The 16,357-nt window shown below is 56.4% G+C and carries 10 protein-coding genes; 5 read left to right on the top strand and 5 right to left on the bottom strand.

From position 1 onward, the window contains the following. Complete coding sequence (locus ACPUC8_RS00430; RefSeq protein ID WP_494925418.1) at nucleotides 1-1,005, top strand: family 8 glycosyl hydrolase; 1,005 nt, start codon at nucleotides 1-3, stop codon at nucleotides 1,003-1,005. A 110-nt stretch (nucleotides 1,006-1,115) separates the two neighbouring features. Here the strand turns inward: ACPUC8_RS00430 and bcsC are convergent, their stop codons facing one another. Genes bcsC through bcsR form a run of 5 tightly spaced genes read right to left on the bottom strand, consistent with a single transcriptional unit; the run spans nucleotide 1,116 to nucleotide 10,420 of the window. Beyond that, the gene (gene bcsC / locus ACPUC8_RS00425) at nucleotides 1,116-4,577 is read right to left on the bottom strand and encodes a cellulose synthase complex outer membrane protein BcsC (RefSeq protein ID WP_494925417.1); all 3,462 of its coding nucleotides are present in this window, start codon (nucleotides 4,575-4,577) and stop codon (nucleotides 1,116-1,118) included. Beyond that, a complete protein-coding gene (gene bcsB / locus ACPUC8_RS00420; RefSeq protein WP_494925416.1) occupies nucleotides 4,570-6,867 on the bottom strand; it encodes a cellulose biosynthesis cyclic di-GMP-binding regulatory protein BcsB in 2,298 nt (765 codons plus the stop codon). The genes bcsC and bcsB overlap by 8 nt, the downstream gene beginning before the upstream one ends. A 15-nt stretch (nucleotides 6,868-6,882) precedes the next feature. Next, complete coding sequence (gene bcsA, locus ACPUC8_RS00415; RefSeq protein WP_494925415.1) at nucleotides 6,883-9,498, bottom strand: UDP-forming cellulose synthase catalytic subunit; 2,616 nt, start codon at nucleotides 9,496-9,498, stop codon at nucleotides 6,883-6,885. Continuing rightward, nucleotides 9,495-10,226: a cellulose biosynthesis protein BcsQ gene (gene bcsQ, locus ACPUC8_RS00410; protein ID WP_494925414.1), complete on the bottom strand. Its 732-nt coding sequence runs from the start codon at nucleotides 10,224-10,226 to the stop codon at nucleotides 9,495-9,497. Before bcsQ ends, bcsA begins: the two co-directional genes overlap by 4 nt. After that, on the bottom strand, nucleotides 10,226-10,420 hold the full coding sequence (gene bcsR, locus ACPUC8_RS00405) for a cellulose biosynthesis protein BcsR (protein WP_039329169.1): 195 nt from the start codon (nucleotides 10,418-10,420) through the stop codon (nucleotides 10,226-10,228). Before bcsR ends, bcsQ begins: the two co-directional genes overlap by 1 nt. A 193-nt stretch (nucleotides 10,421-10,613) precedes the next feature. Here bcsR and bcsE point away from each other — a divergent pair, with 193 nt between their 5' ends. The 4 genes from bcsE (at nucleotide 10,614) to hmsP (ending at nucleotide 16,244) form a co-directional block, all read left to right on the top strand. Further along, the gene (bcsE, locus tag ACPUC8_RS00400; RefSeq protein ID WP_494925413.1) at nucleotides 10,614-12,161 is read left to right on the top strand and encodes a cellulose biosynthesis protein BcsE; all 1,548 of its coding nucleotides are present in this window, start codon (nucleotides 10,614-10,616) and stop codon (nucleotides 12,159-12,161) included. Further along, nucleotides 12,161-12,349, top strand: coding sequence for a cellulose biosynthesis protein BcsF (bcsF, locus tag ACPUC8_RS00395; RefSeq protein ID WP_494925412.1), 189 nt, complete (start codon nucleotides 12,161-12,163; stop codon nucleotides 12,347-12,349). The genes bcsE and bcsF overlap by 1 nt, the downstream gene beginning before the upstream one ends. Then, nucleotides 12,349-13,989, top strand: a complete 1,641-nt coding sequence (gene bcsG / locus ACPUC8_RS00390) for a cellulose biosynthesis protein BcsG (RefSeq protein ID WP_494925411.1) — start codon at nucleotides 12,349-12,351, stop codon at nucleotides 13,987-13,989. The genes bcsF and bcsG overlap by 1 nt, the downstream gene beginning before the upstream one ends. 242 nt (nucleotides 13,990-14,231) lie before the next feature. Then, entirely contained in the window at nucleotides 14,232-16,244 is a 2,013-nt protein-coding gene (gene hmsP / locus ACPUC8_RS00385; RefSeq protein ID WP_494925500.1) for a biofilm formation regulator HmsP, read from the top strand. Nucleotides 16,245-16,357: the final 113 nt, after the last annotated feature.

The following is a 16,357-nucleotide window of genomic DNA, read 5'->3' as shown; positions in this document are numbered from 1 at the left end:
ATGAAAGTGATGCGGTTCTGGCGTCAATGGATGCTGTGTTTCATGGTGATGTTTTTTAGCGCCCAGGCGGCCGCAGACGGCTGGAGTACCTTTAAAAGCCGTTTTATGAGCAGCGATGGCCGTATCAGCGATACGGCTAACAACAATGTCAGCCACACCGAAGGTCAGGGCTACGGCATGTTACTGGCGGTGGCAAACGACGATCGTGCCACTTTTGATAAGCTGTGGCAGTGGACGCGTAGCCATTTACGCAATCCACAGAATGATCTGTTCTACTGGCGTTACACGCCAGGTGCAGCCAATCCGATTGCGGATAAAAACAACGCGTCCGATGGCGATGTGTTGATTGCATGGGCGCTGCAACGTGCAGGGCAGAAGTGGGGCGGTGATTATCAGTCCACCTCTGACCGTATTCAGCGGGCTATCGTCAAACAGAACGTGATCACCTTTGGTGGGCGCACGGTGATGTTGCCTGGCGCACAAGGGTTCAACAAAAACAGCTATGTGGTGCTGAATCCCTCTTATTTCCTGTTTGCGGCATGGAAAGAGTTTGCCGATCGTAGCCATCTGCGCGTGTGGAACAGCTTGATTGATGACGGGATGGATTTGCTGGGCGATATGCATTTCGGCAAAACCGGCCTGCCGCTGGATTGGGTGGCGCTGAACGCGGATGGTTCAGTCGCACCTGCGGTGGGATACTCCAACCGCTTCAGCTATGACGCGATTCGTATCCCGCTGAATATCTGGTGGTACGATCCGCAAAGCTTACGTCTGGTGCCGTTCCAACGTGTTTGGCAGGGCTATGGTCGCATGACCACACCAGCCTGGTTTGATGTGCTCGCCAATACACCTGCTCCATACAATATGGACGGTGGGCTACTGGCTATCCGCGATCTGACTCTGAACCAAACCGGTTATCTTAGCGACCGTTTAGCGCCGGATCAGAACTACTTCTCGGCCAGTTTGCAGCTGCTGACGTGGTTGGCGTATCAAGAGAAGCGTTAACAATCACAGCGTGCGGATGACGTACCGGTCGCCATAAATGGCGACGCTACAATCGTCATCCGCGTAGGGTCGGCATTCATGCCGACCGGTTTCATTCCCCGTGCAGACCCTTATTTAAAATCCGCGTACGGCTCCAATGGCTGTGGCGGCATGTCCATATCCCCGTTCCAGCCTGCCATGGAATAGCGCATGTAAATCAACCCATGGCTTGGGGTGTAATCCTTGGCTTGCTGGATATCCATCGCCAGGCCCACCGACCAGTGCGGCGTCAGACGGCGCTCCACCACCGCTTGCAGGGTATAACCGAAGCCGTTACCTGAGCTGCTGTCAGAGGTGGGATTGGATGCCAGCGTAAAGCCAGGATTGACCGGATAGCGCTGCTGACCGTCGGTTTGCGATTGCGACCAGGACACCGAGCCACCGAGATCATAGGACCAGTTTTCGGTGCGTTGACGATAGGTAATCGGCACCGACAGCGAAAAATATTGCTGCGGGCTGTAATAGCCGCCCTGGCCGAAGGTGTAGTCGCTGAGGTCTTTCTGGTAATGCCACAGCATGCTGTTGAGGCCAATGGTTGCGCGGCGGTTGTTCTCGTTGATCAGCTTGTAGTAATAACCCGCCATCAAACGTTCACGGCTGTTATCCGCGACGTTCTCACCGGTAATTTGATGGGCGCTGATATCGGCCCACACGCCATTGGCCTCGCCCTGATCGTAACTCAGCCCAATGGAGCCACCGGTCGCCACGACGCCGCCCCAGGTTTTCCCGCCATTGGCTGACGGATCGCGGGCACCCGCGTATGCCAGCAGCGAACTGGAAATCGGTCGGCGCGAAGCGGTGAAGGTCACGCCAATATCTTTCACATCGGTTTTCCAGCTTAAACCGCCCACCCAGTTAGTCACTTCAAAACCGAGCGGCGTGGTGCCGATATCCCCTGACCAGCGGTCATTGTGCCAGCCGACGCCAATTGACGTGCCTTCATCGCGCTGGGTGAAGTCGCGGCTACAGCCACCTGAATTATCATCATTACAGCTGCCGAACCGTTCACTGTGGCTGCCGTCGGTGGTGGAAAAAGTCCCCGCTGACACCAATACGTGATCGACACGCACAAAGCTGCGTCCGTCAGCGAAAGGCGTCTCCGCCTGCATCATGGTAGTGTGCGCGGTAAAATCAGACGTGCCGCCGTTGCCCTTATCGCGTGAGTAATCCTGCTCCAGCGTGAAGGTGGTGTCCTGCTGACGATACAGGTCGGCCGCATCGCTGCGAATGCTGCGTTTTAGCCAGTCATCCTGGTCGTCATTGCGCGTCAGGCGGGTGTAGTCATCATTACTCATCGGTACATCATGGCTGATGCCGCTGGCGGCCATCGCCTTGCGATAATCCTGCTGCGCCAGCTCAGGGGTTTCCAGCCGTGCGGCATCGCGGTACACCAGCGCTTTACTCTGCGACGGCGGCTCTTTGGCCACACGGTTTTTTAAATCATTCAGCAGCTGCTGCGCTCGCACGCTGTCGCCGCTGTTTTGCCAGGCCAGTGCCACGCGTCTTCCGCTGTTGATATTTTGCTGCGCCACACTTGGCGGCAGGGCGTGCAGTGCCTGCCGCGCTTCCTGCGTGCGCTTAAGGGCGATTAACGCTTCAATGCGGCCTAATGCCGCATCATTGTTCTGCGCATCCTGTTGCAGCACGCGTTGATAGCCGTTCAGCGCGGATTGGGCATCACCCCGCTCCAGCGCCCAGTCGGCCAGCGTGATGTCACGTCGCTGTGAGGCGGGCTGCTGGTTTAACAGTGCCAGCGCCGCGTGTTCCTTGCCATTGGCCCGAAGTTCGCTGGCCTGGGCGAAGACTTTGTCTTGGGTTAAGCGATCGGCCAGCTCATGCATATTGCTGTCCCAGCGCGCTTCAGGCAGGCGATGCAGTGCCGCTAATGCCGCATCATCCTGATCGCCAGAGGAGAGCCACAGCGCCCACGCATAGAGTGCGGCGGGTTCCTGCGCATGCTGGCGCACCATGGCGTCCATCACTTGTGCGCCTTGTGCCTCTGCGCCGCTGTTACGCAGCGCCCCGGCTAAGCGGTAAGAGAGCCAGATGTCATTAGGGTTGTCCTGCGCCGCCTGACGATATTTCACCACCGCCTGATGCCACTGGCCTTGTTGTGCCAGCGCATCGGCTTCCGCACGCAGGCTGTCACTGCGCAGCGAACGCAGGGTATCGGCGAGGGAGCGCTGCTGTGCGGCAGGCAGGGAATTGATAAACGCCATGGCGCGTGCGGGAGATTGTCTTTGATAAAGCCCAGCCAACCGACTCACCGCCGTGGTATTGCTGCGATCCAGACGCAGCGCCTGTTGCCAGAACTGTTCCGCCTGCGCCTCATTTTTGCGTGCCTGAGCCACATCGCCCAGGCCAATCAACGCCCAGCTGTCGCGATTATCGATGGCCTGCGCACTGCGATACTGACGTTCTGCGCCAGAGAGATCGCCTTTTTTCAGCGCGTCATCGCCATTATTGATGGCCAGCCAATAGCGGTTGGTTTGCAGCAGCGACTGCCATTTGCCAATTTGGGTACTGGCTTGCCCGGCCTGAATGGCTTTTTGCAGCCAGCTGATGGCTGCCGCACGGTTGTTGGCACGCGCCTGCGCCTGGCCCATGGCACCCATTAACTCGGCATCATTGGGGTTGGCTTTCAGCGCTGCGCTCAATGAGGCAATGGCACCGGCCCCGCCGCCCGCATCCACCAGCGCCAGGCCACGCATACGCTGACGATAGGCTGGATCGGCCAGCAATTTCTGCTGCCGTGCCAGCTCTTCCTGGCCGCGCTGTTGGGCATCACCCGAGGTGAACACCTGCAGATATTGCTGCAGGCTGGCCACAGTGCGGTCGCTGACCGGTTGATTCTGGATCTGCTGGAGCCACAGCTCTGAAGCCGCATCACGCCCGCCATCACGATTGGCCAGGCTGCGCAGTTGCTTCAGCGCTTCATTCGGCTGATTGTTATCAAACGCCATGCGTGCCAGCTGCAGTTCTACGCCGATATTGCCGGGATAGCGCTGCTCCAGCCCCTGCAACTGACGATAAGCGGTGAGCTGTTGGCCCGGTAAACGTGCCACCAGACGCCAGTATTCCAGCTCGGTGTTGACGTCCGGGAAGACGCCATGGAACAGCGCATCCCACGCCGTTTTGGCTTCCTCTACGCGTCCGGCGGTGGCCAGCAAGCGTGCCTGTTGCAACTGCTGGCGACCTTCCGCACTCATCAAGCGCAGGCCGGTTTCGGATTCCCGTGTGGCGATGTCATTGGGTGCCACTTTCTTCAATTCATCCAGCAGCGTCTGCGCTTTGGCCTGATCGCCCTGACGCAGTGCCATGCGGATTTGCGCCGCCAGCACCTGCGGATTGTCCGGATCGATTTTTTCCAGACGATAGAGTGACTGCCGCACCAGGTCGTATTTGTTGGTGGATTCACCGGTGCGGATCTGCATCAGCAGCCACGCGACCGGCGAAACCTGCGGGCCATCGGCTGCCACGCCGGGGCCCGCGAGGATGCTGGCAATCAGCAGCCCAAGTGGCAGTTTATTCATCATCATCCAGCTCGGCCAGACGGCGACGGCTGACCATGCGCATCAGACGCCATGCCATCAGTGCAAACAGAATCACCACCACCACGGCACAAATCGCCAGCCACACCGGATGAGTTGCCAGCATATTCCACAAGCGTTCCCACCATGGCAGATGGCCGACGAAGTAGGTGTCGCCCACGCGCACGCTGGTGACGCCCGATTCCCGCACGATGGTGGCAGAGCCGAACACGGCAGCACGTTTTCCGCTGTCGAGCAGCGCGTTATTCAGTAAATCCCAGCCGCGTGGGCTGTCAGCCAGCAAGGCGACAACGCTACGTTGATCGTTAAACGGCGACTGGAATCCAACAATCGCACCCATCGGGCCGCGTGAACTGATACCGGTCTGGCTTTCCACTTTGCGGTCACTGTCTGAGACCGGCACATTCTGCGCGGTGATCGGGCGCGTAGGCATGTTGATCCAGCTACGTGCCGCCTCGACCAGTAAGTTGATCTTCTTATCATCCTGCAGATCCTGCGGGATGCCGCCGATCATCAGCAGGTCAGCATCTTTGTCTTTGGCTTGCTGCCAGTTATCGCTCATTTGCACGCGCAGTGCCGGGTAACCGGTTTGCGCGCCGATGGCACCCAAGGCATTCAGCATGGTGCTGACTTCGCCGTTATTCGGCTTCGGCTGTACTAACACCAGGGTTTGCGCGAGATCGGCGTAGCGGCTGTAAGGGAAACCGGCGTTAGCATAGGCACCGAGCGACGGCATCTCGATGTAGTGGCGATAGCCGGAGAAATCGATGCTGGAGTGATCGTCGATCACCACGTGGTGACCAACGGCAGTGACGGTTTCACAGCGACCATCGGCGGTGCCGCCAATAAAGGTATTGGCATAGTCAAAGCTGAAGCGCAGTTGGTTCACCACGCCAAGACGCAGTGCCGGAATGGTCAACTGGCGGTTGCTGTCTTGCAGCCCTTGCATCAGCGGAATGCGCATCAGCTGCTGACCGGCGGTATCTTTTACCGTCAGCGGATAATCCTGCATGAACTGATTGTTCAGGTGTACAGCTAAACGCGAGCCGTCTTGCTGAATCGGCGAGGTATAGCGGTAAATCAGATCCATATCGATGCCGCGTGCACGCACCAGGAACAGATCGGGCGGCAGGTTCAGCGTCAGGCTGATGGGGTTCGGCTGCAAGCCGTCGGCCTGCAGCTGGTTCTGATATTGCGTCAGCTCGGCAAAGGTGGTGCGGCGGTCGGTGCGCACCCAGTTTGGCGCATCGTAGGCCTGGCGTGGAGCCAGCAGTTTTACGCTGTCGATGGTGGACGTATCGCCGCGCAGCAGCAGTTCACCTTGCGCGATACCTTCGACGGCGGTCAGCAGGTCGTTATCATCACGGCCCAGCACCAGCAGCATTTTTTCGTACGGATTGTCGGGCTGGCTCACCATCTCCACCGTTGGCTTGTCCACCGGCGGCAGGTCTTTCAGGAAGTCAGGGCGATGATCGTTAGTGGCGAAAATCACCGCATGCTGATCTTTCGGCAACTGGTTATACAGCACCGGGAACGACTGTCCACGCCACTGGGCTTTGCTACCGAACCATGAAGCCAGAATACCGGCGGCGCGCTGCTGCACCAGATTTGGCTGGCTGCTGAACACCATCGGCAGCTGCAAAGGCCGATTATCACGCGCGTCAAAGAAGGGTTCCGGGAAGTGCGAGAGGTCGTTCTTCAGCGGCAGTTTTTGCAGCGTCAGATCGAGCTTGCTCTCTTTGCCGATATCCATCCAGATGGTGCTGTTGGCGGGGTTTTCACACACGTTAGCGTAATGCCCAACCAGCTCAAGGCGCACACGGTTGAAGTCGCCAATAAAACGCGGATCGATCGGCAGCTGGGTTTGATTCTCTTTGCCCAACTGGTCAGCGGTGACGGTGATCAGCCCGACCAGTTCATCGTTGAGATAGACCTTAAGTTGCGACAGCGTGGGGATCAGCGCCGGAGAGGGACGATAACTGAGCGTCAACAAAGCACGCGTCACCACTTCGTCACTGCGCACCCCAAACTCGATCTGGCTGGTGGGTTCCGTGCCGCGCAGCGTCATGCTGCCGGGTGGCGGCGCGACCTGATTGAACAGCAGCTGGCTGTCGCGCAGCGGCGCATTCACATCCAGGGGTTGAGCAACCACCGGGAGCGGCGTCTGTGCGGCGGCACGAGGTGCCTCGGGCGCTGAAGGCTGTGGCGCAGCCTGCGCCAGCGTGGCAGTGCCCAGCAACAGGGCGGTAAACCAGCTCAGTTTTCTCGTCATGGTCTTATCATCAACTTAAGTGAAATCGGTTTTGATTGCCGCAGGGGTGTGGCGAATACCCTGCGGTAACAGTGAAGCCAGCCAGCTGACTAACGCTGTCAGTATCCGGAAAAGTCGGCGCAGCGGGGCAGGGCCATACTCCGCCAGGCGCAAATAGCCTTTGAAGCCCAGTATCATAATGTCTGCCAGGCTCTGCACCGGTTTGTCTTCCGGGAAGCCGTCCTGCCATAGCGCCCAGGTATCGGCGCGGGCGAAGGTACACTGAATAAATTCAATATGCTGGCGAGTCGAGAGTTGATGCAGGCGAATACCGGCACGGCGGCCAAACACGCGCTGTACCTGGCAGGGGAAGCTGAACTCCTGCTGACCACGGCGCAGTAGCAGCCAGACGGGTTCATCTTCCTTCAGGGCATCTGCTTCACGCAGTTCGACGCCCACGCCACCATCGGAGTAGTCACGCAGTGTGCAGGGCACCATATGGCCGTCCTGACGGGCGATGGCCGCCGGCATGGCGATCTCCACGCGGTGCGCTTCGCGAATCTGGCGCGCTTCCACCGAGACGGCCACGGCCCCCCCGAGGATGATCATGTTGTACACCACCCACACCAGGCTGACCCAAATGGTGAGCATTTCGTTGGCGGGGCCGTAGGCCATGCGCCAGAAGGCCATGCCGATGCCTGCGATATTCAACAGCACCAGCATCATGTAAGGCTTGGTGATCACCCAATCGAGATGGCGCTCTTCCACCAGACCGCCTTTGGCAGTGACGTTGAACTTGCCTTTGTGCGGATTAAACAGCGCCACGGTGGTCGGGCGCGCGATGTACCATGCCAGCACGGTTTCATACACTTCACTCCAGAACGAGTGACGCCAGCGTCCCTGAATGCGCGAGTTCGTCAGGCTGGTGTGCACCATATGCGGCAACACATAAATCGCAATCGCCAGCGCGGGGGCGTAGATGATGTAGGCGTGGCACAGTAGGAAGGCCAAGGGCGCCAGCAGGAAGATCAGGCGTGGAATCCCGGCGAGGAAGTGCAGCATGGCGTTGGCGTAGCATAAGCGCTGCACCAGCTTTAACCCTTTACCAAACAGCGGGTTATCGAGACGGAAAATCTGCACCATGCCACGCGCCCAACGGATGCGCTGACCAATGTGTGCGGACAAACTTTCGGTCGCCAGGCCGGCGGCTTGTGGAATGCGAATATACGCTGAGGTGTAACCCTGACGATGCAGGCGCAGCGAGGTGTGGGCATCTTCGGTCACGGTTTCCACTGCAATGCCGCCAATCTCATCTAATGCTGTACGGCGCAGCACCGCACAGGAGCCGCAGAAGAACGCTGCATCCCAGGTGTCATTACCGTCCTGAACCAGGCCATAGAACAGCGAGCCTTCGTTGGGCGTCTGGCGGAAGCGGCCGAGGTTGCGCTCGAACGGGTCAGGGGAGAAGAAGTGATGCGGTGTTTGCAGCATCGCGAGACGGTGATCCTTCAGGAACCAGCCCATGGTCAGTTGCAGGAAGGAGCGTGTCGGCACGTGGTCGCAGTCAAATATCGCCACGTAGTCACTGCGGCACGCGACTTTCAGCGCGTGATTGATGTTGCCTGCTTTGGCGTGTTCATGAGTGGGACGCACCACATAATTGACGCCTACGCTGGCGGCAAACTCGCGGAACTCTTCCCGTGTGCCGTCATCAAGAATGTAGATATTGAGTTTGTCCTGCGGCCAGTCGATGCCCATGGCTGCGTAGATGGTCGGTTTCACCACGCTCAGCGGCTCGTTATACGTCGGCACCAGAATATCGACGCTGGGCCAGGTGGTGATTTCAGGGGGCATTGACACCGGCTGGCGATTGAGTGGCCACAGCGTCTGGAAATAACCCAGCACCAGTACCGACCACGAATAAGTTTCGGCACCAATCAGCAGCAGACCAAAGGTCAGGCTCAGCGGATCGTCCCAGTTCAGGGTTTCGGTGTAACGCCACCACAAATAGCGACAGGAAATGGTCAGCGACAACACAATCAGCATGATAGTCGAGAGGCGGCCCGGCACGCGGCGCACCATCATCGCCAGACCCCACAACAGCAGCACAAAAACAAACTGGGTGGTGATGCCAAACGGCTGTGAAATACAGAGTAACGCCAGCAGACTGGCGACAATCGCAGCGGTGATAAACAGCAACTGACGCACGCGCACGGGCAGTTTTTGCAGTTGTTGCTCGGTGCGCAGATGCAAACCGGTTTTCGCTACCCGTGCAGGCAGCGTGCCCAACCATTGATAAAACTGCTGACGCCAGCGAAACAGTGAACTGAATGCGTTGAAGCGTTTACGTTCACTGCGCGCGCTGTTGTCGAGTGGCAACACCAGCAGCAGCCACAGACTCTGCAGCGCGTAGCGCAGCGCATCTAACGGACGCGGGCGCTGCGCTGAGATTTGCGGATAGTAGCGCTGACGCTGTTGCAGAATACGTTGCCAGCCGGGCGTTTCCAGTCGCAGCAGCGACCAGGCCAGCACACACCACAGCAGGTGCAACGCCACGGTTAAACGCCCTGCGCCGTGCTGACGTGCTGTACGGGCGCGACGCTGCAGCGCCTGCCATGCCTGCGGAACCAAAAGCCAGCGCAACGGATTCACGCGTGACCACCCGCAACATTCAGCAGCAGCCAGTTCGCCAGGGTATTGATCTCCTCACTCGCCAGCGCATGGGGGCGATATTCGCCCACCGGCTGCTTCATCATCAGCGCCTCGGCCAGCGCTTCATCACGATGAATGACCTGTGGAATAAGATTCTTCAGCGTGCGCAGCCACAGTTGATGCAGATCTTGTTGTAGCTGGCTGTTGGCGTTGAACTGGTTGATCAAAAACAGGGTGTGCGGCAGGAAGCGTGGGTGATGCAAACGCAACTGGCAGTTGGCATCCAGCGATAGCACCTGCAGTAGACGATCGGCTGCATGGGCAAAAGATCGCTGCCAGGGTAGCAGATCCGCCGGAAGGTCGAGGATCACCCAACGGTAGTGCGCTTTCAGGGCCGGGAGCGCGTTAAGCAGTGGTGCAGCAAAGTGCTCATCCGCCGCTTGCAAGGTTAACGTTTGGTGATCACTTAACGTGCCGAACGGCAGAAAATCGAGCCCGGTTTGATAACGCTGCGCACACTGCTGCCACGGCTGCTGTTCCAGCAGGGCGGGCACCCAGCCCTGTGGATGAGTGAGAGGCAAGTTGAAATGGGCAGCCAGTTGATTTGACGCAGAAAAATCGATGACTAACACCGATTCCCGCAACGCGTTGAGTGCCCAGCCGAGTGCCGCACTGAGCGAGGTTGCACCGCAACCACCACGCAATCCTTGTAAGGCAATAACCGGCATTAGCGTTCAGGTTCCTGTAAGGCAGTTAATTCATGCAATAGCGGCCAGCGCGTGAGCAGAGAATTGAGGCGCTCTTCGCGGGCAATATCAATGTAACGAAAGGCCATTAAAGAAAAGGCTTCGCTCAACGCATTAATGTCATCCTGATCCTCACTGGTGGAAGCGATCAGCGAAAAGGCATTCTCAGTTTTCATTACTTTCTTGCCACCAAAAACAGCAACGGATGAATTGTGGTTTTATTTTTTGTAAAGTCTAGACCGGAAGAAAAGCAGGCACCATGCAAAAATCAATGTGATTTGAGATAGCGCAGGTTTTATTTATTTCAGCAGTTCCAATCGTCGTCGTCTATATTAAACTAGCCTGGATTGTTCTGATCGTGAAACAAATATGAAAAATCGCTACGCGCTTGGCCTACAACAGGTTCAGCAGGAATTAATTACACTACAGAATCCAGGGTTTTATTGGATCACCAGTCAGCGTCAGGAAGATGCCAGATTACTGCTGCGTCAAGTGGTTAGCCATCAGCAGGCGGCAACACTGGTCAGCGCAGATGAGAAGCCACAAGCGCTGCTCACTCCCGATCCTGTTTCTGGCCCAGCGCGTATCCCGCTATTTTCTTTACCAGCTAATAAAGCCAGCCTACAGCACCTTGAGAATGATTTTGCCCGCGTGCTGAATAGCCGCAGTGGGTTAGTGCTGTTTTACAGCAACGCCGCGCTGTGGAGTAAATTATCCGAGGATGAGCTGACGCAATGGGTGAAACGCATGCGTCGTTTGTTAATAAAAAAACAAATCACGTTGTTACTGATCACCTCGGGAACGGCAATTATTCACTTGCGTAATCATCTTCAGCGTTATTTTCGCCAGCTTGATGGTGTCGCGCATTTAGAATTTCAACAAGATAGCTGGCAATACCGAATTAACTGGTGGTACTCCGCAGACAAACTTTTGGCGGACCGCGCTATCCGACTCAGTTGTACGGATAATCAATTCTGTGCCGCCAATGAAACGGAACAACATACTCCGCTCAGCCTGAATGATGAAAATCAATTCCTGGCGCAAGAAGGGGTGTTAGAAGGTGCACCGCCGCTGTCCAGCCAGTGGCAACTGTTTAGCGACAATGAAGGGGTGTTCTCTCGTGCTCAGCAGGCGAATGCGGCAACTGTCATTTTTAGCCTGGCCCATAATCAGGATATCAATACCTTAGCGAAGATGGTCCACAGTTTGCGCCGTTCACGCGGTAATACCTTGAAGATTGTAGTGCGCGAAATCAGTACCAGTCTGAGATACAGTGATGAACGCCTGCTGCTGGCCTGCGGCGTGAATGCCATTGTGCCAACGGCAGCCAGCTTATCGCGTTTTCTCACCACGCTGGAGGGGATTCAGGGGCAGCAATTTACCCGTCACGTGCCGGCCAATCTCTCGGCACTAATGCAGGCGTTGCAACCGCTCCAGCAGAAAGGCTATCTGCCGCTGGACAACTTCTGCACCGCCGTGCAGCAGTTAATGGGCAACACGCTGCTGCCAGAAAATGACAAAGGGTTGATGGTGGCGCTGCGTCCCGTCCCTCAGTTGAAACCGGAGCAGGTTTTGACGTTGTGCAAACCGCGCCGCTTTGGTGATTTGGTGACGTTGATTAATGACCGCATCTATTTGTTCTTATCCTCCTGTCGTTTTAACGATCTGGATATTGCGCTGAAGTCGATTTTCTCACTGCCACATGATGAGTTGTTCAGTAACCGCGTGGTGTGGTTTGAGGACAATCAGATCCTGTCTGAGGTGAATAAGATTCGCCAGCTGACCCCGGTGGCGCAACGTGAAGTGCAGATGGCTTCGGTGGATTTACCCTCGACCCGTCCGAAGGAGGTTGCTGAGAGGCGCAGTGCGCAAACACCACAACCAATTATTCTCAACCTCGATGGAGATCGCCACTGATGACAATGATGGATTGGGTGCAGGTGGCGATCCTGCTGTTATTAATTTTGCTGTTCCTGAAATCGTTGTTTGTGCGTTGGTTACCGCGCAGCAGCACCAGCTTGCTGATGCGTTTGCTGCCGCCGCGTGCGCTGAAATCGGAAGGGCAGTGGCAACGCAAACCCGCTAAAACGGATACCAAAGCGTAATGAGTGATACTAAACCTTCGACGCTGCACGGTTCGTGGTGGCGCGGTCTCGGCGGCTGGAACTTCTACTTCCTGATCAAATTTGGACTGTTGTGGTACGGCTATCTTAATTTTCACGCGCTGAGCAATCTGGTGTTTCTGGCCTGGTTGCTGTTCCCGCTGCCGTCACGCCGTCTGCATCGCATTCGACACTGGGTTTCGCTGCCGATTGGCTTTGCGCTGTTTTGGCACGATACCTGGCTGCCAGGGCCAGAATCGATCATGAGCCAGGGCAGTCAGCTAGCTGGATTCTCATCGGCTTACCTGCTCGACCTGGTGAATCGCTTTATTAACTGGGAGATGATCGGCACCGGCTTTGTGCTGCTGGTGTTGTACCTGTTCGTGGCCCAGTGGATTCGCGTCACCGTGTTGGTATCGCTGATGTTGATCTGGTTGAACGTGCTGACGATAGCCGGACCGGCGATGAATTTGTTGCCGACCAAGGCCGCCACGCCCGAAGTGGCGTTGAATGACAAACCGTCCACGGCTAAAGCGCCGGATGGCCTGGATCAATCGGCGCCACCGACCAGTGCCAATTTGACCTCGTGGCTCAATCGCTTCTACGACAGTGAGCGCCAACGCGTCACCCACTTCCCGGATGCCTTGCCTGCGGATTCGCAGCCGTTTGATATCCTGGTGATCAATATCTGCTCCCTGTCGTGGTCAGATCTGGATGTGGCGCAACTGCGAGACCATCCGCTGTGGAAGCATTTTGATATCGTGCTGAATAACTACAACTCCGCCACCGGCTACAGCGGCCCGGCAGGGATTCGTTTGCTGCGTGCCAGCTGCGGCCAGACGTCGCATACCAATCTGTATAAAGCCACCGATCAACGCTGCTATCTGTTTGATAATCTGGCGAAGCTCGGCTTTAAGCAAGAGCTGATGATGGACCACACCGGCGTGTTTGGTAACTACCTCAAAGAGTTGCGCGAAGATGGCAATCTGCAAGCACCGCTGATGTCGCAGGCGGGAATTGCGCCGGAGCTAACCTCGTTTGACGGTTCGACGGTGTTTAATGATGGGCAGCTTATGCAGCGCTGGCTTGACGATCGCACCAAGAGCAGCGATGCGCGCAGTGCCACTTTCTATAACCTGATCCCGCTGCATGATGGCACGCGTGAGCTGGGCAGCACGCGCACCGCCGACTGGCAGCCGCGCGCTAAAGTACTGTTTGATCAGCTTGATACTTTCCTGACTAATCTGGAGAAATCTGGTCGTCGTGTGATGGTGCTGGTGGTGCCCGAACACGGTGCTGCGCTGCAGGGCGATAAGATGCAGATGTCAGGTCTGCGCGATATCCCCAGCCCAAGCATTACCCATGTGCCGGTGGGCATTAAGTTTGTTGGCATGAAGGCACCGCATCAAGGCCAACCGCTGACCATTGATACGCCGACCAGTTTGCTGGCGATTTCCGAGATTATTTCCCGCGTGGTGGATGGACAGGTGTTTAACGCACCCAACGTGAATATGTCGGTACTGGCAGATAATTTACCGCAATCGCCAGTGGTGTCAGAAAACGATAACGCCGTGGTGATGATGTATCAGGGTAAACCCTGGATACGTCTCAATGGTGGGGATTGGGTCGCGTATCCGCAGTAATCGTCAATGTGAACCGTAGCGGCGCAATTTATTGCGCTGCAAATCTGCGTGATAAATCACGCCGCTACGGTTTCTTGCTGGTTTAAATCGGTTCGGCAACCTGAACAATTCCTATTCACCCACTTATCTGCCTCTCTCAGCCACTTTTCGACCTTATCCCGGCGCAAAAAATCACTGACCTGCGATATACTCGCTGCGCATTTCATCTAAAGACACGGCGTGAGACGCCGGGAGAGGTTTTGTTGCGCGTTAGCCGCTCGTTAACGATAAAGCAGATGGCAACGGTGTCCGCCGTGGCGATGGTGACCATCAGCATTTTTATCGTCATCCAGTTATTCCACTTTGTGCAGCAGCGCAGGATTGACTACGCCCAGCAGATGGAGAATATCGCGCACACGGTGCGTCAGCCGCTGTCTGAAGCGGTGCTCAAAGGCGATATTCCGCAGGCGGAACGCATTCTCAATACCCTCAAACCTGCCGGTATTTTGTCTCGGGCGGATGTGGTACTGCCAAACGCGTTCCAGGCGCTGCATGCCGATTTCGTGCCGGAAAAACCGGTGCCACGCTTTGTTGCACGCCTGTTTGAGCTGCCGGTGCAAATCACTCTGCCGCTCTACTCGGTTGAGCGAACCGGGCTGCCGAAGCCGATCGCTTATCTGGTGCTACAGGCCGACTCCTCACGGGTGTATCAATTCCTGTTGAGTACGCTTTCAACCATGATCACCACCTATTTGCTGCTGGCACTGATTCTCTCAGTGGCCATCAGCTGGTGCATCAACCGTCTTATCGTGCATCCCTTGCGTAACCTGTCGCGTGACTTGCAGGAGCTACCGCCACAAGCGATTCTCACCCACAAACTGGATTTGCCGCACAACCATCGCGACGATGAAATCGGCATGCTGATCCGTAGCTACAACCGCAATCAGCAGGTGCTGGAGTCGATTCATGATGAAATGAGCCGTATGACCACCCATTTCGCCGTCACCGATTTGCCCAATCGCGCACTGTTCCTGGCCCTGCTCGATCAGCACGCCAGCCATCGCCATCGTCGTCAGCCGTGGGGGTTGATGGTGATCCGCATTGAGACCTTGCAGGAAGCCAACGGCGTCCTGAGTGATGAGCAGCGCGATACCTTAATGCTGACGCTGGTGGAAAAAATTCGCAGCACCGTGGACGATCACACTTTGCTGGCGCAAACCGGACCGAGCGATTTTGCGTTATTGATGAAGCGCGCCCATAACCCGTTCCGGGCGATGCGGCTGGCCCGCAACCTGATGATCCGCATCAATCAGCCCGTCAATCTTCATCAACTGCAACTGCGTCCCAATGCCAGTATCGGTCTGGCGTTGTATGACGATAGCGTCGTCAGCGCGGGCGAGCAGCTTGATCGCGCCACCTCCGCCATGATGTCGGCGCGTCATCAGGGTAAAAACCAGATTCTGTTCTTTGATCCGGCACTCACTGAACGGGCGCAAAAACGTCTGACGCAGGAGCACGATATCTTGCAGGGCTTACAGGACGATCAGTTTGCACTCTATCTGCAGCCGCAAATCAACATGGCAACCGGTGAACTGGCCGGTGCCGAAGCGTTACTGCGTATGCGTATGCCGGATGGCAGTTACGGATTATCAGAAGAGTTTATTGCCAGCGCCGAAGAGATTGGCGTGATTTCGGCGATAGGCCGCTGGGTATTTGAAGAAGCCTGCCGCATTCTCGCCGCCTGGCAGAAGCAAGGCATCAATATCCCACTCAGCGTTAATATTTCCGCCGTGCAGTTGCGTGACGCCAGCATGGTGAGCCATTTGCAGGGGCTGCTGGAGCGCCATCGCATTGCACCGGGTAACTTTGTACTGGAAATTACTGAAACCGCGCAAATAGGTGATGCTGAGCAGGCGATATCCCTGCTGCGCGCGTTGCAGCAAACCGGCGTGGCAGTCGCGCTCGACGATTTCGGTATGGGTTACTCGAATCTCAACTATCTGCATCAATTTAAAGCGCTGCCAGTGAACAAGCTGAAGATGGATCGCAGCTTCGTTGCCGCACTGCCCGATGACGACACCATGGTGCGTATTGTGTCAGCCATTGCCGACATCATTCACCTTGACGTGATTGCCGAGGGTGTTGAAACGGAAGAGCAGCGTGACTGGCTGCTGGCGCGCGGAATTACCATAGGGCAAGGCTACTTATACGCAGAAGCCTTACCTTTACACATCTTTAATCAACGCTGGCTTGCGCCTTCGTCACATCCTGAATAATCACCTGATTTATTGATTTTCCTTGATAAAACGCTGATGTACCGTGTGCTGAAGCGTTTCAGTTCATAGTTAGAGTTTTGTAACTTTTGTAAGGAATGTAAGGGTATATTAAT

The sequence above is a fragment of the Pantoea sp. CFCC18177 genome (assembly GCF_059412425.1).
The sequence above is the reverse complement of the archived record's forward strand: the minus strand, read 5'-3'. Positions and strand labels throughout refer to the sequence as shown.

Bases quoted from the DNA above. Each gene is read 5' to 3' on its own strand.
- bcsQ (WP_494925414.1), bottom strand. From the start codon at position 10,226: ATGCCGGTTATTGCCTTACAAGGATTGCGTGGTGGTTGCGGTGCAACC.
- bcsG (WP_494925411.1), top strand. From the start codon at position 12,349: ATGAGTGATACTAAACCTTCGACGCTGCACGGTTCGTGGTGGCGCGGT.
- bcsR (WP_039329169.1), bottom strand. From the start codon at position 10,420: ATGAAAACTGAGAATGCCTTTTCGCTGATCGCTTCCACCAGTGAGGAT.
- bcsB (WP_494925416.1), bottom strand. From the start codon at position 6,867: ATGACGAGAAAACTGAGCTGGTTTACCGCCCTGTTGCTGGGCACTGCC.
- bcsC (WP_494925417.1), bottom strand. From the start codon at position 4,577: ATGAATAAACTGCCACTTGGGCTGCTGATTGCCAGCATCCTCGCGGGC.
- bcsF (WP_494925412.1), top strand. From the start codon at position 12,161: ATGACAATGATGGATTGGGTGCAGGTGGCGATCCTGCTGTTATTAATT.
- bcsE (WP_494925413.1), top strand. From the start codon at position 10,614: ATGAAAAATCGCTACGCGCTTGGCCTACAACAGGTTCAGCAGGAATTA.
- ACPUC8_RS00430 (WP_494925418.1), top strand. From the start codon at position 1: ATGAAAGTGATGCGGTTCTGGCGTCAATGGATGCTGTGTTTCATGGTG.